The sequence below is a fragment of the Pseudomonas sp. C2.3V genome, assembly GCF_058536325.1.
The window spans coordinates 2863394-2889386 of the sequence record NZ_JBZUBN010000001.1; the positions used below are offsets into that span (position 1 = coordinate 2863394).

At 55.6% G+C, this 25993-nt stretch carries 26 protein-coding genes; 20 read left to right on the forward strand and 6 right to left on the reverse strand.

The features are described from left to right. Positions 1-91: 91 nt before the first annotated feature. Positions 92-1777, reverse strand: a complete 1686-nt coding sequence (fadD1, locus tag AC4LF3_RS13585) for a long-chain-fatty-acid--CoA ligase FadD1 (RefSeq protein WP_019367141.1) — start codon at positions 1775-1777, stop codon at positions 92-94. A 325-nt stretch (positions 1778-2102) separates the two neighbouring features. Between fadD1 and AC4LF3_RS13590 the strand changes: the two genes are divergently transcribed. Beyond that, on the forward strand, positions 2103-2567 hold the full coding sequence (locus AC4LF3_RS13590; RefSeq protein WP_074824462.1) for a MaoC family dehydratase: 465 nt from the start codon (positions 2103-2105) through the stop codon (positions 2565-2567). Positions 2568-2606: 39 nt separating this feature from the next. Here AC4LF3_RS13590 and AC4LF3_RS13595 read toward each other — a convergent pair whose 3' ends face one another. After that, positions 2607-3455: a glycine betaine ABC transporter substrate-binding protein gene (locus AC4LF3_RS13595; protein ID WP_026004140.1), complete on the reverse strand. Its 849-nt coding sequence runs from the start codon at positions 3453-3455 to the stop codon at positions 2607-2609. A gap of 185 nt (positions 3456-3640) precedes the next feature. On the opposite strand from AC4LF3_RS13595, the gene AC4LF3_RS13600 reads away from it, so the two are divergent. The 4 genes from AC4LF3_RS13600 to AC4LF3_RS13615 all read left to right on the forward strand — a co-directional run bounded on the left by AC4LF3_RS13600 (position 3641) and on the right by AC4LF3_RS13615 (position 7317). Beyond that, positions 3641-4129, forward strand: coding sequence for a GNAT family N-acetyltransferase (locus tag AC4LF3_RS13600; RefSeq protein ID WP_010795121.1), 489 nt, complete (start codon positions 3641-3643; stop codon positions 4127-4129). Between the two features lie 88 nt (positions 4130-4217). Continuing rightward, entirely contained in the window at positions 4218-5525 is a 1308-nt protein-coding gene (locus AC4LF3_RS13605) for an alpha/beta fold hydrolase family protein (protein WP_074824467.1), read from the forward strand. Next, on the forward strand, positions 5518-6306 hold the full coding sequence (locus tag AC4LF3_RS13610) for an MlaA family lipoprotein (protein ID WP_010795123.1): 789 nt from the start codon (positions 5518-5520) through the stop codon (positions 6304-6306). Before AC4LF3_RS13605 ends, AC4LF3_RS13610 begins: the two co-directional genes overlap by 8 nt. A gap of 159 nt (positions 6307-6465) precedes the next feature. Next, positions 6466-7317: a pirin family protein gene (locus AC4LF3_RS13615; RefSeq protein ID WP_434134599.1), complete on the forward strand. Its 852-nt coding sequence runs from the start codon at positions 6466-6468 to the stop codon at positions 7315-7317. Here the strand turns inward: AC4LF3_RS13615 and AC4LF3_RS13620 are convergent. Together AC4LF3_RS13620 and AC4LF3_RS13625 are read right to left on the reverse strand one after the other, a co-directional pair. Beyond that, the gene (locus AC4LF3_RS13620) at positions 7311-8540 is read right to left on the reverse strand and encodes a patatin-like phospholipase family protein (RefSeq protein ID WP_491835473.1); all 1230 of its coding nucleotides are present in this window, start codon (positions 8538-8540) and stop codon (positions 7311-7313) included. The two genes, AC4LF3_RS13615 and AC4LF3_RS13620, sit on opposite strands and share 7 nt — an antisense overlap. Before the next feature lie 16 nt (positions 8541-8556). Then, positions 8557-9489, reverse strand: a complete 933-nt coding sequence (locus tag AC4LF3_RS13625; protein WP_434134601.1) for a lipid A biosynthesis lauroyl acyltransferase — start codon at positions 9487-9489, stop codon at positions 8557-8559. Between the two features lie 123 nt (positions 9490-9612). Between AC4LF3_RS13625 and minC the strand changes: the two genes are divergently transcribed. From minC to lpcA, 7 genes are all read left to right on the forward strand, one after another. After that, positions 9613-10374, forward strand: a complete 762-nt coding sequence (gene minC, locus AC4LF3_RS13630) for a septum site-determining protein MinC (protein ID WP_074824478.1) — start codon at positions 9613-9615, stop codon at positions 10372-10374. Between the two features lie 166 nt (positions 10375-10540). Continuing rightward, the gene (gene minD / locus AC4LF3_RS13635) at positions 10541-11356 is read left to right on the forward strand and encodes a septum site-determining protein MinD (RefSeq protein WP_010795128.1); all 816 of its coding nucleotides are present in this window, start codon (positions 10541-10543) and stop codon (positions 11354-11356) included. Beyond that, positions 11353-11613: a cell division topological specificity factor MinE gene (gene minE / locus AC4LF3_RS13640; RefSeq protein WP_010795129.1), complete on the forward strand. Its 261-nt coding sequence runs from the start codon at positions 11353-11355 to the stop codon at positions 11611-11613. The genes minD and minE overlap by 4 nt, the downstream gene beginning before the upstream one ends. 60 nt (positions 11614-11673) lie before the next feature. Next, on the forward strand, positions 11674-12309 hold the full coding sequence (locus AC4LF3_RS13645; protein ID WP_074824480.1) for an RluA family pseudouridine synthase: 636 nt from the start codon (positions 11674-11676) through the stop codon (positions 12307-12309). A 2-nt stretch (positions 12310-12311) separates the two neighbouring features. Beyond that, the gene (locus AC4LF3_RS13650) at positions 12312-12515 is read left to right on the forward strand and encodes a class I SAM-dependent methyltransferase (protein WP_233432135.1); all 204 of its coding nucleotides are present in this window, start codon (positions 12312-12314) and stop codon (positions 12513-12515) included. A 422-nt stretch (positions 12516-12937) separates the two neighbouring features. Then, positions 12938-14224: a M18 family aminopeptidase gene (locus tag AC4LF3_RS13655; protein ID WP_010795131.1), complete on the forward strand. Its 1287-nt coding sequence runs from the start codon at positions 12938-12940 to the stop codon at positions 14222-14224. Between the two features lie 18 nt (positions 14225-14242). Continuing rightward, on the forward strand, positions 14243-14830 hold the full coding sequence (lpcA, locus tag AC4LF3_RS13660; RefSeq protein WP_312270978.1) for a D-sedoheptulose 7-phosphate isomerase: 588 nt from the start codon (positions 14243-14245) through the stop codon (positions 14828-14830). A gap of 44 nt (positions 14831-14874) precedes the next feature. Here lpcA and AC4LF3_RS13665 read toward each other — a convergent pair whose 3' ends face one another. After that, a complete protein-coding gene (locus tag AC4LF3_RS13665; protein ID WP_037029642.1) occupies positions 14875-15603 on the reverse strand; it encodes a UTRA domain-containing protein in 729 nt (242 codons plus the stop codon). Between the two features lie 239 nt (positions 15604-15842). Between AC4LF3_RS13665 and AC4LF3_RS13670 the strand changes: the two genes are divergently transcribed. Genes AC4LF3_RS13670 through AC4LF3_RS13695 form a run of 6 tightly spaced genes read left to right on the forward strand, consistent with a single transcriptional unit; the run spans position 15843 to position 20944 of the window. Then, positions 15843-16901, forward strand: a complete 1059-nt coding sequence (locus AC4LF3_RS13670; protein ID WP_491835474.1) for an ABC transporter substrate-binding protein — start codon at positions 15843-15845, stop codon at positions 16899-16901. A 4-nt stretch (positions 16902-16905) separates the two neighbouring features. Continuing rightward, on the forward strand, positions 16906-17703 hold the full coding sequence (locus AC4LF3_RS13675) for an alkaline phosphatase family protein (RefSeq protein WP_491835475.1): 798 nt from the start codon (positions 16906-16908) through the stop codon (positions 17701-17703). Further along, positions 17700-18530 (forward strand): ABC transporter permease, encoded by an 831-nt coding sequence (locus tag AC4LF3_RS13680; protein WP_125888226.1) that lies wholly within the window; start codon positions 17700-17702, stop codon positions 18528-18530. The genes AC4LF3_RS13675 and AC4LF3_RS13680 overlap by 4 nt, the downstream gene beginning before the upstream one ends. After that, positions 18517-19311: an ABC transporter permease gene (locus AC4LF3_RS13685; protein WP_197871112.1), complete on the forward strand. Its 795-nt coding sequence runs from the start codon at positions 18517-18519 to the stop codon at positions 19309-19311. Before AC4LF3_RS13680 ends, AC4LF3_RS13685 begins: the two co-directional genes overlap by 14 nt. Continuing rightward, positions 19308-20297 (forward strand): ABC transporter ATP-binding protein, encoded by a 990-nt coding sequence (locus AC4LF3_RS13690; protein ID WP_407362067.1) that lies wholly within the window; start codon positions 19308-19310, stop codon positions 20295-20297. Before AC4LF3_RS13685 ends, AC4LF3_RS13690 begins: the two co-directional genes overlap by 4 nt. Further along, entirely contained in the window at positions 20294-20944 is a 651-nt protein-coding gene (locus AC4LF3_RS13695; protein ID WP_122042054.1) for an HAD family hydrolase, read from the forward strand. Before AC4LF3_RS13690 ends, AC4LF3_RS13695 begins: the two co-directional genes overlap by 4 nt. A 41-nt stretch (positions 20945-20985) precedes the next feature. Here AC4LF3_RS13695 and AC4LF3_RS13700 read toward each other — a convergent pair whose 3' ends face one another. Further along, complete coding sequence (locus tag AC4LF3_RS13700; protein ID WP_491835476.1) at positions 20986-21948, reverse strand: NAD(P)H-quinone oxidoreductase; 963 nt, start codon at positions 21946-21948, stop codon at positions 20986-20988. A 117-nt stretch (positions 21949-22065) separates the two neighbouring features. Between AC4LF3_RS13700 and AC4LF3_RS13705 the strand changes: the two genes are divergently transcribed. After that, positions 22066-24156, forward strand: coding sequence for a carboxy terminal-processing peptidase (locus AC4LF3_RS13705; protein ID WP_037029645.1), 2091 nt, complete (start codon positions 22066-22068; stop codon positions 24154-24156). Between the two features lie 85 nt (positions 24157-24241). Continuing rightward, positions 24242-25993, forward strand: coding sequence for a bifunctional diguanylate cyclase/phosphodiesterase (locus tag AC4LF3_RS13710; RefSeq protein ID WP_074824504.1), 1752 nt, complete (start codon positions 24242-24244; stop codon positions 25991-25993).

Below are 25993 nucleotides of genomic sequence, written 5' to 3' on the forward strand. Positions count from 1 at the left end.
ACCTTATAAAGAGAGATGGGCATTGTCGCAGGTTTGCCCAAACGAAAACGACAAAGCCCCGAAAGTCGGGGCTCTGTGCAGGAAAAGCCGATCAGGCCTTGAGCTTTTTCAGCTCGGCATCACGCAATTCGCGGCGCAGAATCTTGCCGACATTTGTCGTAGGCAGACTGTCTCGGAACTCGACCTGCCTGGGTCGTTTATAGCCTGTCAAATTATCGTGCATGTGCTTGAGCACCTGCTCGGTCGTCAGGGAGGCACCAGGCTTAGGTACAACGAATACCTTGATCTGCTCGCCCGCCTTTTCATCCGGCACGCCAATCGCTGCACACTGCAGGACGCCTGGTAGCTGAGCCAGTACATCCTCCAGTTCATTCGGATACACGTTGAACCCGGAAACCAGAATCATATCCTTTTTACGATCCACGATTCGGATATATCCGTCTGGATCGATTACTGCGATATCACCGGTACGCAGCCAACCTTCCGGACTCAATACTTCGGCAGTCGCCTCGGGGCGGTTCCAGTACCCCTTCATGACCTGAGGGCCCTGGACACAGAGTTCACCAGGCTGCCCGAACGGCTGGGCAACGCCATCCTCATCCACTACCTTACAGTCCGTAGAGGGTACCGGGATACCGATGGTGCCAATGCGTCGATGCTGGATAGGGTTCACACTGACGACAGGACTGGTCTCGGTCATGCCGTACCCTTCACAGACGCCACATCCGGTTACCTGCTCCCAGCGCTCGGCAACCGCGTGCTGCAAGGCCATACCGCCAGAAAGCGTTACCTTCAGAGCAGAGAAATCCAAGGCGCGGAAGGCCTCATTATTACACAACGCCACAAATAGCGTATTGAGCCCGACGAACCCCGTGAACTTCCACTTGGACAGGTCCTTGATCATTGTAGGCAAGTCACGTGGATTAGTGATCAGCACGTTGTGGTTGCCCAGAAGCATCATCGCCATGCAATGAAAAGTGAACGCATAGATGTGATACAGCGGCAGCGGCGCGATTACAATCTCGCGGCCTTCTTTCATATTCGAGGCCATCAGAACCTGACACTGCAGCATATTGGCCAGCAGGTTCCGGTGCGTCAGCATGGCGCCCTTGGCAATACCTGTAGTACCTCCGGTGTACTGCAGCACAGCGACATCATCTCCGTGCGGCTGGCTTTCCTTGAGAGCACCCTGGCGCCCCTTGGCAAGAGCAGTCGTGAACTTCACAGCCTGAGGCAACCGGTAGGCCGGGACCATTTTCTTTACGTATTTGACTACGCTATTGACCACCAGGCGCTTGAGCGGAGGCAGCATGTCACCTACTTCCGTAATGATGACATGGCGAATCTGCGTATTGGGCAAGACCTGCTCGGCAAGGTGAGCCATGTTGGCCAGACACACCAGCGCCAGCGCACCGGCGTCCTTGAATTGGTGCTGCATCTCACGCGCGGTATACAGCGGGTTCGTATTGACGACGATCAGCCCCGCACGCATAGCACCAAAGACGGCAATCGGGTATTGCAGAACATTGGGAAGCTGTATGGCGATCCTGTCGCCCGGCTTGAGATCGGTATGATTCTGAAGATAAGCCGCAAACTGCCCAGACAGGCTATACAGCTCACGATACGTGAGGGTCTGCCCTAAATTGCTGAAGGCAATCTTGTCGGCGAAACGCTCGCAGGACTCCCTGAGGACCGTCTGGACATTAGGATAACGATCAGGGTCGATCTCGGAAGCGATACCGTCCGGATATTTGTCCTTCCAGAAATTCGGGGTCATGGAAGCCCACTCCTAAGCGACAACGTGATCTTGTTGTGATTGTATCGCCTACTCATACGATGAAGGCGAGCCGAGATTATCAGCTTTGACAGGTCTCCACCAGCACCGAAAAGCGGACTCTTGGTAACGAAAATGACTAAAAAAGGATTTATGGTCACGATAGGTATTTAGACAAACTCATAATACTCCGTCATAACCTGCTGAAATAGCAGAGAACGTGCCGTATCGTCGTAACCTGGCGTCCTTGAATTTAACATTGGGCGCCGGTCCCATTAGCATCGGCCGCCCCTTACCGTAACAATAGAATACGAGATCTCTTTCAAGCATGACCGACAATATCCCATACGAAGCCTTGGAGGTAGGCCAGAAAGCCTCTGTCAGCCGTACCATCGAAGAGCGTGACCTGCTCTTATTTGCCGAGGTTTCCGGTGACCGAAATCCAGTACACCTGGACGCCGAGTATGCCGCCAAGAGTGTCTTTCGTGAGCAGATTGCCCATGGCATGTTGAGCGGTGCGCTGATCAGCGCTGCCATTGCCTGTGAGCTGCCTGGGCCAGGTTCCATCTATCTGGGACAAACTTTGAGCTTTAACAAGCCGGTCAAGTTAGGCGACACGCTAAAGGTCGAGATCGAGGTGTTGGAAAAGCTGCCGAAAAATCGAGTGCGCCTGGCTACACGGGTCTTCAATCAGAACGATGAGCAAGTGGTTGATGGGGAAGCTGAGGTGCTCGCCCCCAAAAAAGCATTGAGCATCGAATTGAGCACGCTTCCGCCAGTAACCATTGGCTAAAGTAAAAGCCCCGCAAACGCGGGGCTTTTACTTTATCGTCTAGAGCCAGCTCTTGACCCGGTCAGGATGGGCTTTCAACCAGTCTTTTGCAGCCTGCTCAGGCTTTTTTCCCTCCTCAATGGCCAGCATGACTTCATTGACCTCTCCCGGCTGCCAGGAGAATTTTTTCAGGAAATCCCATACCGGCTTGGCCTTTTTTTCCAGTCCTGGATTAGCCATGGTACGTACCTGCTCGGAGCCGCCATAGACGCCCTTGGGGTCATCCAGAAACTTGAGCTTCCACTTGGCAAACATCCAATGAGGAATCCAGCCCGTGACTGCAACCGGCTTCTGGTCTCGCTCCGCACGTATCAGCTCGGCAATCATTCCACTGCCGGAGCTTGCAACCAGCTTGTAATCCAGATCATAGGCCTTGATCGCCTCCTCGGTCTTGATCATGACGCCCGCCCCGGCATCAATGCCTACGATGCGCCCACCAAAATCGCTTTTCTGGGCGGCCAGATCGGCAATACTGGAGGCTTTTACGTACTCAGGAACGATCAGGCCGATCTTGGCGTCCGGTGTGTTCACGTTCAGGTCGGCAACATCATTCTTCATCTTTTCATAATAGGAACCATGGGTCCCAGGCAACCATGCCGAGAGCATGGCGTCCAGCTTGCCCCGTGCAACGCCTTGCCACATGATCCCTGCTGCAACCGGCATCAGCTTGACTTCGTACCCCAGCTGCTGACGAATGACTTCGGCCGCCGTGAAGGTGGTCGCAACGCTGTCGGCCCATCCATCTACATAGCCAATGGTTACCGTTGGCTTGGCCGCCATAGCCAGATTGGCCATTGCCGACAGGAAGAGCACCATACCCAGGCCTACTACCTTTCGAAACATTCGCATCCTCTGTCCCCTTTTTGAAAACGGCATCACTGCGCCATCCTTATCTTCAAGGGCGACGAAAACGGGACTGCCCTGAGAGCGACCTGAGCAACCGCCATATGCGACACCCGCAATGAAATGGCACCTCTATTGCCTCTAGGAAATAGCCTCGGCATGCTTAGCGCTTTCGATGTCGAGGTTTTTACATGTCCCGCCTGAATATACGCCCAGCTACTGACGCTGACGTTTCGCACATCCTGACTTTCATCAAAGAGCTGGCCGACTACGAGAAAATGCCTGAGCAGGTCATGGCGACTGAAGACAGCTTGCGCGCGACACTTTTTGGTGAGCGCCGTTACGCCGAAGTGCTCATTGGGGAAATAGACGGGACGCCTGCTGGCTTTGCCCTGTTCTTTCACAACTACTCAACATGGCTCGCCAAGCCGGGTATCTATCTGGAAGATCTCTATGTCAGCCCTGCTGCGCGTGGTGAAGGCCTCGGAAAGGCACTGCTTATCAGCCTGGCACGGCTGGCAGTAGAGCGTAATTGTGGGCGTCTGGAGTGGTCCGTGCTGGATTGGAACGAGCCTGCGATCCAGTTCTATCGCAGCCTGGGCGCCATCTCAATGGATGAATGGACAGTCAATCGAGTAACAGGCGAAACCCTGACCAATCTGGCCGAACGCACAATTTGATAGAGAGCCAACAAGCACAGCGCACCTTATTATCAGGCTGTGGTCATAGGCTTATTCCAATAAGCAACCCTGCGAAAGGATTCTCCTTATGCTTAGCCCGTTGCGCATCACAGCTCTCCTGGGTGCGCTCTTGCTTGGTCTTTCCGGTCGTGGTGTCGCAGCTGATATTGACGCTGCCACCTATGGCTACCCATTGACCAACCCCTTCGAAGCCACTATCACCTCCACGCCGCTGGAATTACAGCCACTGCTGCCTACTGATCTGGAAATTGACCAGAAAGACTACAGCATCAACTTGCGGCCTGAACGGGAGTACGAACTTCCGGATAACTTCTGGCCGGTCAAGAAGCTGCACTATCGTCTGGCGATGCAGGATCATCCGGCGCCGCTGATCTTCATCATTGCCGGAACCGGCGCCAACTACTCATCCAGCACACCGGAGTACCTCAAGCGCCTGTATTACAGCGCGGGTTACCATGTCGTTCAGCTTTCCTCACCCACCAGCTACGACTTCATGGCAGCGGCCTCCCGGCAGGCTACGCCCGGCTACACCCCTGGCGATGCAGAAGACCTCTATCGCGTCATGCAGGCCGTTCGCGCGCAGCACCCCAAACTGCCTGTAACCAAGTACTTTCTTACCGGTTACAGCCTGGGCGCACTGGATGCAGCGTTCGTTAGCAAGCTCGACGAGAGCCAGCGCAGCTTCAACTTCTCTCGTGTCTTGCTGCTCAATCCGCCGGTCAATCTGTTGACCTCGGTACGCAACCTCGATCGACTGGTTCAGACCCAAGTCAATGGGATAACCAACAACCGGACGTTTTACGAGCTAGTCCTGGCAAAGCTGACCCGTTACTTCCAGCAGAAAGGCCATGTTGATCTCAATGAAGCCCTGCTTTTCGATTTTCAGCAGTCGCCCCAACGCTTGAGCAATGAAGAAATGGCGATGCTGATTGGTACATCGTTCCGCTTTTCAGCGGCAGACATTGCCTTTACATCCGATTTGATCAACCGTCGTGGCTTGATCACACCGCCCGACTACCCGATCGATCAGGGGACCAGCCTGTCGCGCTTCTTTGCTCGCGCCCTGCAATGCGATTTTGACTGCTACATGTATGACCAGCTCTTACCCTTCTGGGAACGGACGACCAAGGGCACCAGCCTGGCTGAACTGGCCAGGCAATCCAGCCTGACGGCATTGGAAGGCTATCTCAAGGAGAGCGACAAGATCGGCGTGATGCACAACGCAGATGACTTGATTCTTGGTCCTGGTGATATCGGCTTCCTACGTCGTACGTTCGGTAATCGCCTGACCCTTTACCCGCTGGGCGGGCATTGCGGCAATCTCAATTATCGCGTCAACGCCGACGCCATGCTGGAGTTCTTCGCCCGTGGCTAAATTCCTCTGCCTGCTTCCCTTACTGGCTAGCGCTTACGCTTTCGCCGATACGGATTCGTCAACTTTATCACCTTCACCCGTAGGCGCAGACGGGTTTACCAACCCCTTGTCCACGCTGAAATTCAACCCTGGCCTGGATCAGCGCGAGTTCGAGCGGGCGTCGCTCAATGCGCTGGATGTCTATGACCCACTGGAGTCCTGGAACCGCCGCGTCTACCACTTCAACTACCGCCTGGATGAATGGGTACTGTTACCTGTCGTCAATGGCTATCGTCGGGTCACGCCGGGCTTCGTGCGAAGTGGCGTTAGCAATTTCTTCAGCAACCTGGGTGACATCAGCAATCTGCTGAACAGCACGCTGCAACTCAAGGGTAAAAGGGCTCTGAATACCACGGGGCGTCTGCTGCTAAATACTACTATCGGCGTCTTTGGCCTGTGGGACCCCGCTACGCGCATGGGACTAGCCAAGCAATCCGAAGACTTTGGCCAGACGCTGGGTTTTTATGGTGTTCCCAGCGGCCCTTATCTGGTATTGCCGTTACTGGGTCCGTCCAATCTGCGTGATGCCAGCGGTTTTGCGGTAGATACCTTGGCCGAGAATCAGATCAACTATCTGAATGTAAATGAGGAAAGCGGCCGTCACCCGGAGATTCTACTGTTACGCGGTATCAACCTACGTTACATCACCAACTTCCGGTATGGGCAGCTCAACTCGCCGTTTGAGTACGAGAAGGTCCGTTACGTCTATACCGAAGCACGTAAGCTTCAAATAAAGGAATAAGAAAGAAGCCGGCCTCATGCTGGCTTCTTTCCAACCAAAAGCATCATATTATTAGATATGAAATACATATAATATGGATAAATAGATTAAAATAAATGAAGTATTATGATCTCATCTAGAGATCAGACACCTTGTCTGGCCGCTTGGAGAGCACGAATCATGTACCGCAACGTTCTTGAATTGCATACAGGCCAGCCCGCCTCTGATGGCGCGGGCGTACGCATGACGCGAGTATTTGCCGGCCAGGGCGTTGAGCGCTTCGATCCTTTTCTCATGCTGGACCAGTTTGATACAGCCAATGCAGATGACTATATCGGTGGTTTTCCAGCCCACCCTCACCGCGGCTTCGAGACCGTCACTTACATGCTCGAAGGTCGTATGCGCCACGAGGATCACCTGGGCAACCAAGGTCTTCTGAAGCCTGGTGGCCTGCAGTGGATGACGGCTGCTCGCGGTATCATTCACAGCGAAATGCCCGAGCAACAGGAAGGCCTGATGCGAGGCTTCCAGTTGTGGCTGAACCTGCCTGGCAAAACCAAAATGGGGCCCGCCAGCTACCGTGACTATGAGCCTGCTGAAGTACCTCGCCTGACTACCTCACAGGGTGTTGAAGTTGTCGTGCTTGCCGGCCATTTTGATGACGGGGAACACCAGCAGCTGGGCGCCGTGCAGCGGCCGGATACGGACCCTTATTATTTCGACTTCATCATGCCGGCACAAAGCGCTATCAGTCCGCGCCTTCCCGAAGGGCATCGCGCCCTACTCTATGTGTATGAAGGACAGATTGAAGTCGAAGGCGATACCGTGGCGCCTGTAACGACCAATCGGCTGGTTCGCCTGAGCGATGAAGGGCAGCTGCGGATTCGATCCGCCCAAGGTGCTCGCGTGTTGTTGATTGCAGGCGCGCCGCTGAATGAGCCCATTGTTCAATATGGCCCCTTCGTGATGAATACACGTGAGCAGATTGAACAAGCCCTGCATGACTATCAGCGCGGCGAGTTCGGTCAGTGAGCAGCGGCCAGTTCCAGCCCTAGGAACTGAATGAGTTGATCACGCTGGGCCAAGGCATCCCGCCGCCCAAGTGCGATCAACTCAGAACAGTAACCTGCCTCGAACAGCAGGTAGCTCAATACGGCAGACCCGCTTTTCTTTGTTGCACCAGGCCCACGAAGAAACAAACGCAGGGACGCTGGCAGCTCATGTCGAAAGCGGCCCGCAATCTCAGCCAAGGGCTCGCTCGGTGCGATCACCAGTGTTTCAACCGGCTTTACACCAAGACGCTTCTGCTGCTCCGAGGGCGGAATCATTCGGCTCATCAAGTTGATACGCTCAAGCACCTCGGTGTCGCTTTCCAGACTATCGATAAACGTACTGTTCAGCAGATGCCCGCCAATCTGCGCCAGTGTAGGCGCCTTACCGGTTGCGGCAGAGGCGTCCTCCGAACGGGAGGCATCGGCGTGAGGGTTGTTGCTGACGCCCACGATCAATACCCGGTTAGCCCCCAGGTGCAATGCCGGACTGATAGGTGCCGCCTGACGCACCGAGCCATCGCCCAGGTATTCACGCCCCAGTTTGACTGCCGGGAAGATAAGCGGAATGGCCGAACTAGCCATTAGATGCTCGACATTCAGACGAGTGGGAAACCCAACCCGGCGATGACGCAGCCAGGGATCAATCGCACCGTGCCCCTGGTAAAAGGTCATCGAGTGGCCGGAGTCATACCCAAATGCAGTAATGGCTATGGTCCGCAGATGCCGGGCCTTAACTGCGGCTGTAATACCTGAAAAGTCCAGCTCCCGAGTTAGCAGTGCGCGTAACGGTGCATTATCCAGCAATGCCGCCGGCGTTTTGCCACGTATACCAAAGACATTTTGTCCTATGAAGTGACTGGCCTGCCGGATCACGCCGGGCCAGTCACTGCGGTAGACCTGATCAATATGAAAATTCTGCCAGACCTGGGTCAGGCGCTGACAGGCCAGTTGGAACTGCAGCGCACCACAGGCTAATACCGTTGCATTGATGGCACCCGCCGATGTTCCCACGATGACAGGAAAAGGATTGCGCGCACCCGCAGGCAGCAGCTCCGCAATGGCAGAAAGCACCCCTACCTGATACGCCGCCCGCGCGCCACCGCCGGACAGGATCAATCCTGTAACAGGAACAGCCGAAGTAACGTCCAACACCCTTTCCTTGAGTCCGAGGTTAAACACATCGCCTTGAGCATAGCGTGTCATGGGTGCGAGACGGAACTCAGTCGCTTTTGGCGTACAGTTTGGGTTCGCCAGCTGGCCGCGTCTTGAAGCGCCGGTGTGCCCATAAGTACTGCTCAGGCAGCTTACTGACCTCTTTTTCCACCCACTGGTTGATTCTTAGGCAGTCAGTCTCCTCTGTCTCACCCGGGAAGTCCTCCAGCGGCGGATGGATAACCAGGCGGTACCCTGACCCATCGGCCAGCCGCTCTTGAGTAAAGGGCATGACAAGTGCCCGGCCCAGGCGTGCAAATTTGGTGGTAGCAGTAACCGTAGCGGCCTGAATTCCGAATAACGGCACGAAGATACTTTGCTTGGCGCCATAGTCCTGATCAGGTGCGTACCAGATGGCGCGGCCGCCTCTGAGCACCTTCAACATGGCCCGTACATCTTCGCGCTCGATGGCAGTGGCATCCAGATTATGTCGCTCACGCCCCTTGCGCTGCACGTAATCGAACACTGCGTTTTTGTGTTCGCGGTACATTCCGTCGATGGTATGCCGCTGCCCAAGCAGCGCAGCGCCGATTTCGAGCGTCGTAAAATGCAACGCCATCAGGATGACCCCCTTGCCCTCTTGTTGGGCTCGCTGGAGGTGCTCGATTCCCTCGATATGAGCGAGCCGACTCAGGCGTGATCTGGGCCACCACCAGCTCATGGCCATCTCGATCAAGGCGATACCGTTCGATGCGAAATTTTCTCTGAGCACACGCTTACGTTCGGCCTCGCTCCATTGAGGAAAGCACAACTCGAGATTGCGCATCGCAATATGGCGTCGACTGGCAGAAACGTGCAGTATGACCCAGCCTATTGCACGACCCAGACGAAGCAGTACGCAATAGGGTAGCTGGACGATCAGCCAGAGTACGCCCAATCCCAGCCAGAGCAGCCAATAACGGGGATGAAGAAAAGCAAGTCGAAAACGAGGGCGTTCCATCAAACATCCTGGTAAACATTAAACGGTACATTCTACATTCCTGACCGTTAGCAAGCAGCCATGCTTGCGACATGCTTGTCATCTCGTTATAAGTCCTCGGCATCTGACGCACGCGGTCCCAACATGAGCCAGGTTGATCTTCTCGATAACGATTCCGTATTCCAGCTAAAGGGCAACATGCTTGCCGTTACCGTGCTGGAACTCTCCCGCAACGATCTTTCACGCCTCGACCGCCAATTGGCACAGAAGGTGGCACAGGCGCCCAATTTCTTTCACGACACCCCGCTCATTCTATCGCTCGACAAGCTCGAGGAAGACGATGAGGTGCTTGACCTGGGTGCCCTGCTCGATCTCTGTCGCCGCCATGGCCTGCGAACCCTGGCGCTTCGAGCCAGGCGGCCTCTGGACATCCGGGCCGCCAACGATTTCGATCTGCCGGTGCTTCCTCCGGCAAGCGGTGCAGGGCGCGAGCGTGCCCTTGAGCTGCGCGAGCGGGAACCGGCAAAAGCGGCAGACCCTGCACCTGAACCGGAGAAGCCTGCCGAACCTGCCGTGAACCCCACCAAAGTCATTACGGCACCCGTACGCGGCGGCATGCAGCTTTATGCACCCGGTGGTGACCTGGTGGTGTTATCCTCGGTCAGTCCGGGAGCTGAATTGCTCGCAGACGGCAATATTCATGTGTATGGGCCAATGCGAGGTCGTGCCCTTGCAGGTGTGAAGGGCGACACAAAAGCAAGAATTTTTTGCCAGCAACTCACCGCCGAACTGGTCTCGATTGCTGGACAATACAAAGTAGCGGAAGACTTGCGCAGACATCCCCAGTGGGGAAATCCTGTTCAGATCAGTCTGTCTGGAGATGTGTTGAACATCACACGTCTTTAACGGATACTGCCGCGAATTTTTTACGAAGCGGTAGCGTCATCGATACCGCTTTCAGACCCGAATGGCGTCTGGAGTCCAGCCGAGTATTGTGTAGTGTTCCGGCGGCCATTTTTGGTACTCCAGCCGTTCATTCCGTGAGCTTATTTCGAATTTAGGGTGAATCAGCTTGGCCAAAGTACTCGTAGTCACCTCCGGTAAAGGCGGTGTCGGCAAAACAACCACAAGCGCGGCCATCGGCACTGGTCTGGCCCTGCGCGGGCATAAGACCGTTATCGTCGACTTCGACGTGGGGTTACGTAACCTTGATCTGATCATGGGGTGCGAGCGTCGTGTTGTGTATGACTTTGTAAACGTCATCAACAACGAAGCCACGCTCACCCAGGCGCTTATCAAAGACAAGCGTCTCGAGAATCTGTATGTGCTGGCAGCCAGCCAGACGCGTGACAAGGATGCCCTTACGCTGGAAGGTGTCGGCAAGGTAATCGAAGAACTTAAGGGTAACTTCGAATATATTGTCTGCGACTCCCCTGCCGGGATCGAGAAAGGCGCCCATCTGGCCATGTATTACGCCGATGAAGCCATTGTCGTGACCAACCCGGAAGTCTCTTCCGTACGTGACTCGGATCGTATGCTTGGCCTGCTCGCCAGCAAATCCAAGCGCGCCGAGAACGGCGAGGATGCGATCAAGGAGCACCTGCTTCTGACCCGCTACAACCCAGAGCGCGTCAACAAGGGTGAAATGTTGGGCGTAGAGGATGTGGAAGAGATTCTGGCTATCCGTCTACTCGGCGTCATTCCTGAGTCTCAGGCTGTCCTGAAGGCATCGAACCAGGGTATTCCGGTCATTCTCGACGAACAGAGCGACGCCGGCCAGGCTTACAGCGACGCGGTAGAGCGGCTGCTGGGCAAGGAAATGCCTCATCGCTTCCTCGACGTGAAGAAGAAAGGCTTCCTACAACGACTATTTGGGGGGAGTGAATGAGCCTCTTTGCTTTCTTTCGCGATCGGAGGAAGCAAAACAGCGCTTCCATCGCCAAAGAGCGGCTGCAGATCATCGTCGCTCACGAACGCGGACGTCACTCCCAGCCTGACTACCTGCCTCAGCTGCAGAAAGATCTGCTGGAAGTCATCCGCAAATATGTACCGATCGAGCAGGACCAGATCCAGGTGGAATTGGAAAACCAGGGTAGCTGCTCGATTCTGGAACTGAACATCACTCTGCCAGACCGGGATCGTTGATCCCTGGCTGGTCATTCATCGGCGGCTCATACCGCCGATGGGCTCTTTTCTGAACGTGACATGCCTCTCTCAAATATCCGTTTCATCCACCAGGACGATGCGTTACTGGTAGTAGACAAGCCGACCCTGCTGCTCTCGGTTCCCGGTCGAGCCGAAGATAACAGGGATTGCCTGGTAACCCGCCTCCAGGAGAACGGCTACCCCGAGGCACGTATTGTGCACCGCCTGGATTGGGAAACCTCCGGGATCATGGTGCTTGCGCGCGACGCAGACAGCCACCGTGAACTCTCTCGCCAGTTCCATGACCGCGAGACTGAAAAGGCCTATACCGCGCTTTGCTGGGGTGAGCCTGAGGCCGACAGTGGCCGCATCGAATTACCGCTGCGGTATGACCCACCGACCAAGCCACGGCATGTCGTCGATCACGAGTTGGGGCGCCACGCGCTGACTTTCTGGCGCGTCCTGGAACGTTGCGGTCATTACAGCCGGGTCGAGTTGACGCCTATTACGGGACGCTCCCACCAGCTCCGTGTGCACATGTTGTCCATTGGTCATCCGCTATTAGGTGATCGGCTTTATGCTCATGAAGACGCCTTGAATGCGCATCCCCGGTTGTGCCTGCATGCCAGCCTTCTGGCACTGACCCATCCCAAAACAGGTGAGCGCATGCGCTTTGAAAGCGCAGCACCATTTTAAAAATGTCCAAATGGACCGGCTATTACGATGCCGTAGGTGACGAGCCGGCCCGCTCTACACTACTGCGTGCGCTGGACCATTGGAACGGTCCCACTGGAGCAGCGCTTGATCTTGGCTGTGGTACAGCTCGTGACACGCTCGAGCTCCTGGCGCGCGGCTGGGATGTCATTGCCGTTGATGCACAGGCAGAGGCGCTGAGCGCCTGAGCATTCGTTTCCCGGAATTACACTGCTGCAACCGCGCTTCGAGACACTGGAGCTGCCCAAATGTCAGTTGATCAATGCGAGTTTCTCGCTTTCCTTTCGCGAGCCCTCGTCCTTCAAAACCTTATGGCACCCAATTTCCACGGCGTTACGGCCAAACGGGCTGTTCGCCGGTCAATTGTTCGGACAAAGAGACAGTTAGGCTGCCTCAGACATCACAGTGCTGGACAGAGCCTCTGTTCTGGCGCTGCCCTCGGATTGGACGTTGATTCATTTTGACGAAACTGAGGGGGGCCGGGAAAACGGCAAAGGGAGCCAATAAGCATTGGCACCTTTTCGACCTTGTGGCGCGTTAATCGACTAACTGAGTTAGCCCCCTAACAGCATAAATGGATAGACTAGGGGCATATCGTAAGGAGTACCGCATGCGCGACACACTCAATCAAGGTTTGATCGACTTTCTCGCTTCGTCCCCTACCCCTTTTCATGCTACCGCCACGATGAGTCGCCGTCTTGAGCAGGCCGGCTTCCAGCGACTGGATGAGCGGGATACCTGGCATCTTCGTCCGGGTGGACGTTACTACGTTACACGTAATGACTCCTCATTGATCGCATTTCGCCTGGGTGATGATCCGCTACGCAACGGCCTGCGGATGGTCGGTGCTCATACCGATAGCCCCTGCCTGCGCGTAAAGCCCAACCCAGAGCTCTACAAGCAAGGGTTTTGGCAACTGGGTGTGGAAGTTTACGGCGGTATGCTGATGGCGCCCTGGTTCGATCGGGATCTGTCCCTGGCAGGTCGTGTCACCTTTCGCCAGACCGGCACTCAGCATAGCCGCCTGATCGACTTCAAACGTCCGATCGCTATCATTCCGAATCTGGCTATTCATTTGAATCGTGAGGCTAATCAAGGCTGGCCCATTAATGCCCAGAACGAGCTTCCCCCCATTGTGGCGCAGGTACCGGCCAGTGAGCGACGCGATTTCCGTGCGCTGCTGACCGAGCAACTGGAGCGGGAGCATGGCATCCTGGCCGAGTCGGTACTGGACTTCGAACTATCGTTCTATGACGTGCAGAAAGCCGCTGTGGTGGGTCTGGATGAAGACTTCATTGCCGGCGCCCGCCTGGATAACCTGCTGTCCTGTTATGCCGGTCTGGAAGCGCTGCTGTCGGCAGATGGCAATGAAAGCTGCGTGCTGGTATGCACAGACCACGAAGAGGTGGGCTCGAGCTCTCACTGTGGCGCGGACGGCCCGTTCCTTGAGCAAGTCATGCGCCGTGCCCTGCCGGAAGGTGAGGACTTTACCCGGATCATCGCCCGTTCACTGTTGATCTCGGCCGACAATGCTCATGGTGTACACCCGAACTATGCCGAGAAGCATGATGGCAATCATGGCCCTAAACTCAATGCCGGGCCGGTCATCAAGATCAATAACAATCAGCGCTACGCGACCAACAGCGAAACCGGTGGATTTTTCCGTCATCTCTGCCTGGAAAATGAAATACCGGTTCAAAGCTTTGTGACCCGCAGCGATATGGGTTGTGGCTCGACTATCGGCCCGATTACTGCCAGCCAACTGGGCGTTCGCACAGTCGATATCGGCCTGCCGACGTTTGCCATGCATTCGATCCGCGAACTCGCTGGCAGCCATGACCTGAATTATCTGGTGAAAGTCCTTAAAGCCTTCTATTCCAGCCATGTACTGCCATAAGGCAGAGGGAACCGCACGATGATCACGCATATCCGCAACAGTCTGCTTGAAGCCAAGACAGCACTGGACAACTTTTTGGCTGACGAACAGGCGCTACGGAATATCGAGCGTGCGGCAGAACTGCTGGTTGAAAGCTTCGAGCACAAGGGCAAGGCCTTCTCCTGTGGTAACGGCGGCTCCATGTGTGACGCCATGCATTTCGCTGAAGAGCTGACCGGCCGTTACCGCAAAAACCGCCCGGGCATTGCTGCCGTCTCCATAAGCGACGCCAGCCACATCAGCTGTGTGGCAAATGACTTTGGCTACGACTACATCTTTTCTCGCTATATCGAGTCCCATGGGCGCGAAAGAGATGTCTTGCTGGCCATCAGCACCAGCGGCAAGAGTCCCAATGTGCTCAAGGCCGCTGAGGCAGCAAAAGCGTTGGGTATCAAGGTCATTGCACTAACCGGCAAACCAGGCTCCCTGCTCGAAACCATGGCCGATGTCTGCATCTGTGCGCCTGGCGGCCACTATGCCGATCGTATCCAGGAGCTGCATATCAAGGTCATCCATATCCTTATGGAGCTGATCGAGCGTAAGTTGAACCCGGAAAACTACGCCTGACTTAACCATTCGGAGGCGGTGCCAACCATGGCGCCGCACTCACCTTACTCTGGCACGTCTACGCTGACATGAATGGCGTCGTGCCGCCAGTATTCCAGATCGCAATCGATCAGACGCCCCTGCTGATCGCGGTTGATACGTGTGATATGCAGCGCCGGGCTTCCCATGCTGACCTTAAGTGCCTGCGCAGCGTCCGCATGCAACGCTGTAGGCCGCATTTCGAAACGAACACGCCCATACCGGATACCGTATTCACTGGCATAGAGATCGGTTAGCGAATGGGTCAGGTCAAATTGCAGGATATTGGGAAAATAGATCGGGTTGAGATAGTGCTCCACATAGAGCACCAGACGGCCGTCGATACGCCTGGCTCGCCGTATCTGATAGACGCCTGTACGCTCGGGAAGCTCGAGAAGCCCACACACCGTTGCATTAGCAGACACCAACCGAGCCGAGAGGACTTCGGTAGCCGGAACACGGCCCTGCCCTGCCACCATGGCATGAAAATGCGAGCGTACTAGCGGGTTATAGGCCACTCTGGGGGGCGAAACAAACCAGCCACGTCGCTCTTCCCGATAAATCAGCCCCTGCGACTCCAACTGCCCAAGCGCTTCACGCAATGTAATCCGGGTCGTTGAAAACGACTCGCTCAAACGTCGTTCTGCAGGCAGCTTGGTGGAGGGCGCAAGCGCACCACACATAATCTGCTCCTCCAATGAGCGGCAGATGGCTGTGACGGTTTTTGGTGCGTCATCGTGCGGGCTTGCTCTCATTTGGACTAGTCCAGCCGGTAAAGCTCAAGGATGCATGAGCCAGAAAGAAATAGTGGCAGCTTAGATTATCTAGATGACCGCCCCGTTAAGCTGCGAGTTAGCTCATGATTCGTCGTTAGGGCAACCCTCTGCATAGATGCCATCAAGGTGGAAATCAAATCGTCATCCTTCGGCGGTAGATTGGCTTGCGTCTTGCTGATCTAGACCAGCCAATCGACCACGCCTCGAAGGAGCGCTCAATGAAACGCTTGCTTGCTTCACTGTTGGGTAGCGCACTTGCGCTGAATGGCACCCTGACCCTGGCCGCCACGGATATGAACACACTCGAGCAGGCTGCCCGCCAGGAAGGCCAGGTTGATAGCGTAGGCATGCCTGATACCTGGGCCAACTGGAAGGACACTTGGGCCGATCTGCAGAAAAAGTACGGCCTCAAGCACATGGATACAGACATGAGCTCAGCCCAGGAAATAGCCAAATTCGCAGCCGAGGGTGAAAACGCCACCGCCGATATGGGTGACGTGGGCGCCTCGTTTGGCCCAATTGCCGTTGAGAAAGGCGTGACCCAACCATACAAGCCCACCACCTGGGAGCAGATTCCCGGTTGGGCCAAGGACAAGGACGGTCACTGGATGCTGGCGTATACCGGCACCATCGCGTTTATCGTCAACAAGCAGCTGGTAGCTGATGTACCCCATAGCTGGGCTGACCTGCTGCAGGGCAAATACAAGGTTGCCATTGGTGATGTAAGCGCTGCCTCACAGGCAGTGAGTGGGGTCCTGGCGGCTACCTACGCTAACGGCGGTGACGAAAAAAACATCAAGCCCGGCCTGGAATACTTTGGCAAGCTGGCGCAGCAGGGCCGTTTGTCCATGACCAACCCGGTCGTCTCGACCCTGGAGAAAGGCGAAGTCGAAGTGGGTATCGTTTGGGACTTCAACGGATTGAACTATCGCGATCAGATCGATACTTCACGCTTTGAAGTGCTCATCCCTTCAGACGGCTCGATTACGTCCGGCTACACCACGATTCTGAACAAGTATGCCAAGCATCCGAATGCAGCCAAGCTGGCACGTGAATACATTCTTTCCGATGCTGGCCAGATCAACCTGGCTCGCGGTTATGCCCGCCCCATCCGTGCTGACCATATCCAGCTACCCGAGGATGTAAAAGCCAAACTGTTACCAAGCGAGCAATATGCCAGTGCCAAGCCCATCGCGGATGCCAAGGCCTGGGAAGAAACAGCCAAGCGTCTGCCACGTCTCTGGCAGGAAAACGTGATCATGCAGATGAAGCAGTGATCCAATGAAGACGATTCTGGTTGTGCTGGACGGTCTGGCCTATGGAGTCGCCCGTGACTGTATGGGCTACCTTCAGGGTGTCTGTCAGGCAGGGCGCGGACGGCTCTATACCATACAGTGTGAATTGCCGTCGCTTTCCCGCCCGCTCTACGAGTGCATTCTCACAGGGGTACGCCCCGTCGACAGCGGCATTACGCACAATCAGGTCGTTCGGCTTTCGAACCAGCGCAGCGTGTTTCATTATGCGCGCGAGGCCTACCTCACGACGGCGGCTGCGGCCTATCACTGGATCAGCGAACTTTATAACCGTTCGCCCTTTGATGCCGCACGGGACCGTCATATCTGTGCCCCGGACCTGCCTATCCAGTACGGCCATTTCTATTACGCCGATCACTATCCAGACTCTCACCTCTTCGACGACGCCGAAAGCTTGAGACAACGTCATTCCCCTGATTTTCTGCTGGCTCACTCGATGAATATCGATGATGCTGGCCACAAATACGGACTTTCCAGCAGCCAATATCGAAACGCCGCACGTGTGGCAGATATATGCCTGTCCGGCCATTTACCGGTATGGCTGGAGGCGGGCTATCAGGTGATGGTGACAGCCGATCATGGCATGAATGATGACCGCAGCCATGGGGGGCTGCTGCCTGAAGAGCGTGAAGTCCCGTTATTCGTGTTCGGGACAGGCTTCAGCCTGCAAGAGGCAAGCCCTGTACAAACTGACCTATGCGGTACGCTTTGTGAGCTTTTAGGTGTCGCCCATGACAAGCCGGTTTGTCGGGAACTCCTGGCATGAAAGGCAAATGGCTCGCCACATTGTGCCTTCTGCCCTTTCTAGTTTTCTTTTGTGCATTTCAGATAGCCCCATTGATCTGGATCGCTATCAACAGCCTCAAGCATCTGGATGGCTGGGGCCTGGGTAACTTCACCGAAATCCTTGAATCACCCTTCTATCGCCAGGCTATACGCTTTTCGCTGGAGATTTCGGTCTGGTCCAGCCTGTTAGGCCTGCTAATCGCCATCCTGGGCAGTTACTCGCTACGCCAGGTCGACTCGAAGCTAAGAGATTTCGTGACAGCCTTTGCCAACATGACGAGCAATTTTGCCGGTGTTCCCCTGGCGTTCGCCTTCATCATCCTGCTTGGCTTCAACGGGTGCCTGACCCTGCTGCTCAAGCAGACCGGGCTGATCGAGGACTTTAACCTGTACTCCAAAAGCGGATTGATCCTGATCTATACCTACTTCCAGATCCCGCTAGGCGTTCTGTTGCTCTACCCTGCCTTTGATGCCCTGCGCGAAGACTGGCGTGAAGCTGCCTCACTGCTTGGCGCCAATACCTGGCATTTCTGGCGTCATATCGGGCTACCGGTGCTGACTCCGGCACTGCTAGGTACATTCATCATTCTACTGGCCAATGCGCTGGGGGCCTACGCAACCGTATATGCCCTGACGACGGGCAATTTCAATGTAGTCCCGGTCCGTATAGCAGCATTGGTCTCTGGCGACATCTTTCTGGATCCGAACCTCGCAAGCGCCCTTGCCATGCTGCTAGTGATGCTCATGGCCGTGATCACCCTCGTTCACCAATGGCTGCTACGCCGGAGCTACCATGTCAAACGCTAACCGGTCGGTTTCACTCTACCATCGCCTGGTCGTCTGGCTGCTCTTTCTGATTCTTCTACTGCCGCTCGCTGCCACCCTGCTGTATTCATTGGCAACACAATGGTCCGCCACGCTTCTTCCCAGCGGGCTGACCTTGAAATGGTACGTAGCGCTCTGGAGCGACTCACGCTTTCTCATCGCCTTCGGGCATTCATTGATCGTCTGCGTGGGCGCGCTGCTACTGGCCGTCTTCCTCGTACTTCCTCTCATGTTCGTCATCGCCTACCACTTCCCCAGGCTCGATGCACTCATGAACGTGTTGATCCTGCTGCCGTTCGCCGTGCCGCCTGTGGTGTCTTCCGTAGGATTGCTGCAACTCTATGCTGGCGGCCCCTTGCCGTTAATAGGCACACCATGGATTCTGATCGGCTGTTATTTCACCATCGCCCTGCCGTTCATGTACCGAGCCATCAGCAATAATCTGCAGGCACTGAATATTCATGATCTGATGGATGCGGCTCACCTGCTGGGCGCCAGCACCTTCCGGGCGGCCCTCCTGGTGGTACTGCCCAACCTGCGCAAGGGTCTTATGGTGGCGCTGTTTCTGTCATTTTCGTTTCTGATTGGCGAATTCGTTTTTGCCAACATTCTTGTTGGAGCGCGTTACGAAACCTTGCAGGTCTATCTGTACAACATGCGCAATGGCAGCGGCCATTTCACGAGCGCACTGGTCATCTCGTACTTTCTGGTCGTCCTGACCGTAACGTGGGCTGCCAGTGGTTTGAGCCGGGATAAATCATGAGCTTTCTAAGCGTTGAACATCTGCACAAGAGCTACGGCTCGAACATGATCTTTCAGGACATCGATTTCTCTGCAGAACAAGGTGAGCTGGTTACGCTTTTAGGACCTTCCGGCTGCGGCAAATCCACCCTGCTGCGCTGCCTGGCAGGCTTAACCTCGGTAAACGGTGGACGCATCCTGCTCGACGGTCAGGATATTGCGACCCTGCCGCCGCAAAAGCGCAGCATTGCCATGGTGTTTCAGAGCTATGCGCTGTTTCCCAACATGACGGTCGCGCAAAATGTAGCGTTCGGCCTGAAGATGCAAAAAGTGGATCGCCAAACTTTACACCTGCGCACCGCCGAAGTGATCGAACTGGTAGAACTCAAGGGGTTCGAAGACCGCTACCCTCATCAGCTGTCGGGAGGGCAATGTCAGCGTGTCGCCCTGGCGCGATCACTGGTCACTCGTCCACGTCTGCTGCTGCTCGACGAGCCGCTATCGGCACTGGATGCGCGCATCCGCAAGCATTTACGAGAACAGATACGGAGCCTTCAGCAAGCGCTCAACCTGACTACCCTGTTTGTCACGCATGATCAGGAAGAAGCCTTGACAATGTCCGACCGCATCGTGTTGATGCAAGCGGGCCGCATCATACAAAGTGGCGATGCGGAAACCCTCTATACTGCGCCAGCCACGCTGTTTGCAGCAGGCTTCATGGGTAACTACAACATTCTGGATCCTGCTCAGGCTTCTACCCTGTTAGGGCGAAACTTCACTCAACAGGTGGCGATCCGCCCCGAATCGATCAGGATCAACGCATCGGAAGGCCCCAGTGCCGAGATTGTCGGACATACGCTGCTAGGCAATGTCATTCGCTATCGCGTGCAGACATTGGGGATCGAATTACTGGTAGATGTCCTCAATCAGGATGCCTCTGCCTTGCACCCGTGCGGCTCACGCGTCACATTGGGGATCGATTCATCAGCCGCAAGAGAAGTCGCATGACCCTCGCTATTTTCGACCTTGACGAAACCCTGATCGACGGTGACTGCTCCAGCCTATGGTGCCAGCGAATGGCCCAACTCGGCTGGGTTGACGAGTCCTTCATCCAGCGTGATGCCGCCCTGATGAAGGCATACGCCGAAGGCGCCCTGGCCATGGAAGAATACATGGCATTCGCCCTGGAGCCGCTCATAGGTCGAGCGCCTGAGGAGCTGGAGCCGGAGATTGACGCCTATGTCGAAGACGTGATCGAGCCTCTGATCTTCAGCGATGCCTGCCGCTGCATTGCGGAACATCGCGCCAGAGGCGACCGGATCGTATTGATTTCGGCGTCCGGTGCTCATCTGGTCGAACCGATTGCCGGTAGGCTGGGGATCAGCGAAATACTGGCCATCGACCTGGAACTGGCCCATGGGGTCTACACTGGCCGTACTCAAGGTGTCCTGACCTATCGAGAAGGCAAGCTGACGCGCCTTCTCGAGCTGATAGATCATCAGGAGGTCGAGCTTGCAGATGCCAGTTTCTACTCTGACTCACGTAACGATCTACCCTTGCTAGAACGCGTTGGGCATCCGCACGCCGTGAATCCCGATCCCTATCTGCGCGAGCAGGCCAGTCGGCGGGGTTGGCCAATCCTTGAGTGGAAATAGCCAAACAAAGGCTGGCCATGCCGGCATGGCCAGCCTCGACATCAGATCAGGCTGTCATCGAGGATCATCACGACCTTACCGTTCACCTTGTTGCTCGACAGTGCCGCAAACGCCGCCTCGGCATCCTTGGCAGCAAATTTCCGCTCCAGGTTCGGCTTGAGCTTGCCTTCTGTAAACAACGGCCAGACTCCTGCAGCCAGCTCTGCCATCAATCGGGCTTTGAACGCCGTATCGCGGTTACGCAGCGTAGAACCGATCAGGCTAATGCGCTTGCTCAACACCTTTGCCAGATCGAACTGCGCCTCTCGACCACTCATCAGGCCAATCAGTACCCACCGCCCGTCACGGCGCAGCACATCCAGATTAAGTTCGGCGTAGCTTGCGCCTACCGGATCAAGGATCACGTCGAATGGCCCGAAGTCACGCAGCCCTTCCAGCCCCTGGTGCCGATCAACGCCCCCTTCGGCACCCAGCGAAATGCAATAGTCCAGCCGCTCGGCCGAACCTACGCTGACCCAGCAAGGATTACCAAAAGCCTTACAGAGTTGAATGGAGGCAGAACCTACGCCGCTGGCCCCTGCGTGCAAGAGTACTTTCTCGCCAGGTCGCAAGGCTGCCAATTCGAAAAGATTGCACCAGGCTGTTGCCCAGACCTCAGGTAGCGCTGCTGCCTCAGCCATCGACAGCCCTTCGGGAACCGGAATCGCATGCTGAGCATTCACCACGACTTCGCTGGCCATACCACCACCGGCCAGCAGAGCACAGACACGATCTCCGACGATCCAATTGGCTCCCTCACCAACTTCGACCACAACACCGGAACACTCCAGACCCAGAGTTTGCGGCGCTCCAGGCGGTGGCGGATAGTTACCGGCCAATTGAAGAAGATCGGCGCGATTAAGCCCGGCCGCGGCGACCTGGATGCGAATTTCACCTGCGGAAAGAGCAGGACTTGTCAGCTGTTGCCACTCAAGCTGACCTTCAATACCTTGCAATGCGTTCACGGTGCCTCCATAGTGAGCTAGCTTTTGACCTTTAACAGCGTACTTGACTGTTGCGGGGAACCGGAACGGTCAAGTACGGCCTATAGCGTTATTACCCGTACTCTAGTCGAATCAAGCATGAAGCAGCTTCTCCCCCGTACCGCCCTCCTGTTCATCCTCGGTGTCAGCGCTCTTCCGCTGGCAGCCAAAACAGCGAGCCCAAACGTCTGGGACGGTCTCAAACCAGACCGCGATCAAGTCGTGGCAAGTCTCAATGTGGTAGAGCTGCTCAAGCGCCATCACTACAGCAAGCCGCCGCTTAACGATGAACGCTCGATAAAGATCTATGACAGCTATCTCAAGATGCTTGATCCCAATCGACTGTATTTCAACGCAGCCGATATCGCCGAGTTTGACGCATGGCGGACTCGCTTCGACGATCTGCTCAAGCAGGGCGACCTGAATCCAGGCTTTACCATCTACAAGCGTTACCTGGACCGTGTGAAGGAACGCCTCGACTACACACTAGGCCTGCTGGACAAAGGCATTCCCCAGCTGAATTTTGCGGCAGACGAAACGTTTGACGTCAACCGCGAAAAGGCGCCCTGGCCGACCAATACTGCCGCACTGGATGATCTGTGGCACAAGAAGCTCAAGGATGAAGTGCTGCGTCTGAAACTGGGTGGCAAGGACGATGCTGCCATCAAGGAGCAGCTGCAGAAGCGCTATCGTAATCAGTTGGCGCGCCTGAAACAGACTCGCAGCGAAGACATCTTCCAGGCCTACATCAACGCCTTCGCCCAAACATACGATCCGCACACGCAGTACCTCTCGCCTGAAAGCGCAGAGAACTTCGACATCAACATGAGCCTTTCCCTTGAAGGCATCGGTGCGGTACTGCAAAGCGATAACGATTACGTACAGATCGTTCGCCTGGTACCAGCCGGTCCCGCCGACAAGAGCAAGCAGCTCGCACCCGCTGACAAGATCGTGGGGGTAGCGCAAGGCAAAGACGGCGAAATGGTCGACGTCGTCGGCTGGCGTCTGGACGAGGTCGTCAAGAAGATCCGCGGCGCCAAGGGCTCCGTTGTTCGCCTGGAAGTCATCCCCTCGAGCAATCCGCCGAATGATCAGACCACAAAGGTCGTCTCGATTACACGTGAAGCGGTAAAGCTTGAAGAACAGGCAGCCCAGAAACACATCATTGACGTGCCTCACAACGGCAAGACCTACAAGCTGGGTGTAGTCGATGTGCCCGCTTTCTACTTGGACTTCAAGGCGTATCGCGCCGGCGACCCAAATTACAAGAGCACTACCCGTGACGTGCGCAAGCTGATCGGTGAGCTGAAAAACGAGAAAGTCGACGGTATTGTCATCGACCTACGCAACAATGGTGGAGGCTCCCTGCAGGAAGCAACCGAACTGACTGGGCTCTTCATCGATCAAGGCCCAACGGTGTTGGTGCGTAACAGCGACGGCAAGGTAGACGTGTTGGCTGACGATGAAGGCGATGCTTTCTACACAGGCCCCATGACCGTGCTGGTCAACCGCCTCTCGGCCTCGGCTTCGGAAATCTTTGCGGGTGCCATGCAGGATTATCACCGTGCCTTGATCGTGGGCGGACAGACCTTCGGCAAAGGCACTGTTCAAACCATACAGCCTTTAAATCACGGGGAACTGAAGCTGACCCTGGCCAAGTTTTATCGCGTTTCAGGACAAAGTACCCAGCATCAGGGCGTTATCCCGGATATCAGCTATCCGGATATCGTAGATAACAAGGAGATCGGCGAAAGTGCGCTACCCAACTCCATGCCATGGGATACGATCCGTCCGGTTCTTGAGGTAGAGAACAATCCGTTCAAGCCGTATCTGCCTGAGCTGATCAACCGTCACGATACCCGCACCAAGACCAACCCGGACTTTGTCTTTGCTCGTGAACGCCTTCAGTTTGCACAGGATGTCATGAAGGATACGACGGTCAGCCTGAACGAGCAGAAGCGTCGCGCCGAGCAGGACGCCCTCGACAAGCGCCAGCTGGCAATCGAGAACGAGCGTCGGGTAGCTAAAGGTGAGGAGCCCCTCAAGGAATTGAAAAAAGTTGATGACGACGCTATTGCTGCCGCCAACAACGACGAAAAGACCAAACCTCAAGACGATGCCTACCTGATGGAGAGTGGTCAGATCCTGCTCGACTATCTGGACTTGAGTCACGGCGGTCCGTCTCACTGATTGCCGTCATCAAATAGTCATCGAACTGTCGTGAAATGAACAAGGCCAGCTTATCGCTGGCTTTGTTTATTCAGGACCAAGATAGATGACCGTCAACGAACAGTTGAGCGCGCTTGAGCAGATACTGGCTCGAAGTGATATACACAGCCTTTTCCAACCTATCGTTTCCTTGAGCGAACGCCGCATCATTGGCTATGAAGCACTTAGCCGTGGGCCTTCTAACAGTCCTCTGCACTCCCCGCTTCCCCTGTTCGCCATTGCTCGTACGGCACAGCGTCTGTCCGAGCTGGAAATGGCGTGTCGCACCCAGGCATGCACCGGTTTCCGTGATCTAGGCCTTGAAGGTAAGCTCTTCCTTAACATTTCCCCCGAATCACTTCTTGAGAACAGTCACGAGCAGGGCCGCACCCTGAAACTGCTACAGCGTCTGGGTATCCCTGCTAACCGAATCGTCATCGAGCTGACCGAACAGGCCCCAACCGACGATCTGGGCCTGCTTGATACCGCCTTGCACTACTATCGCGCAATGGGCTTTTCGATTGCTCTGGATGACCTGGGGGCCGGCTATTCCAGCCTGCGCCTGTGGTCCGAGCTGCGCCCGGACTACGTGAAGATCGATCGTCATTTCATCGATGGTATCCATCGTGATGGCGTCAAACGGGAGTTTGTAGGCTCCATCCTTCAAATGGCCAAGGCGTCCAACGCCGTGGTGGTTGCTGAAGGCATTGAGCTGCATGAGGAACTGGTCGTGCTGGCCGAAATGGGCATTGATCTAGTTCAGGGCTACCTTCTGAGTCGTCCTGAAGCAAATCCCCCGCGGGAAGCACGCGAGATCATGCCTCGCCTGGAGACACGCCCCAAAAGCCTTACAGAGGGCGGTACAGGCCTGACATCCATGTTACTTGAGCGGCCTGCCATCCAGGAGCAGACGCTGATACCTGCCGTCATGCAGCTTTTCCACGACAAACCCAGCTTTAACTCCCTGGCCGTGCTTGATGAACACGGTGCGCCTGTCGGCATCGTCCACCATTATGCCCTTGCAGAAGCCCTGCGTAAGCCCTTTGCGCCGGACCTGTTTGGTCGCAAGCCCATTACGCGACTTATGCATCTGGATTTTCTATGTGTGGAGAAGAGCCAATCTCCTCTTCACGTCAGCCGACTACTCACCCAGCGCGCCAAGCAGCGGGTAGAAGAAGACTTCATTATTGTTGATCAAGGCCAATATGTCGGCATGGGTCGTGTGGTTGATCTTCTCCAACTGATTACTGAGCAGAAGATTCAGGAAGCACGGCATGCCAATCCTCTGACAGGCCTGCCCGGCAGCGTGCCGATTCATCATTGTCTAAGCCAGTTACTGGAGCGCAACCAAAACGCCACCCTGTGTCACCTTGATATCGACAGCTTTACGCCCTTCAATGAGATTTATGGATATGCCAAGGGAGACGAAGTACTGCTGTGCCTGGCACAGGCCTTGGCAGAAAGCATGGATCGCACCCAGGACTTCATCGGTCACTACGGCGATGACAACTTTATAATCGTCCTGCGCTCCATGGACTGGCGAGCACGGCTGACTCGACTCATGGAGACTTTCCAGAGTCGCTGCCGTCGCTTTTACGCACCGGAGCACCTGGATGCAGGCTGCCTGATAGCAGAAGATCATGAAGGCTACCGACGCGAGTATCCGCTGCTCTCTCTATCTCTTGGAGTTGTAAGGGTTACGGCAGAAAGTCGAACGTCACGCGATGCCCGCCAATTGCTTAAACTGGCGGAAAGCGCCAAAGCCCAGGCCAAAACCATTCCCGGCTATAGCTTGCACCTGATGGCCGAAACGGCCTGA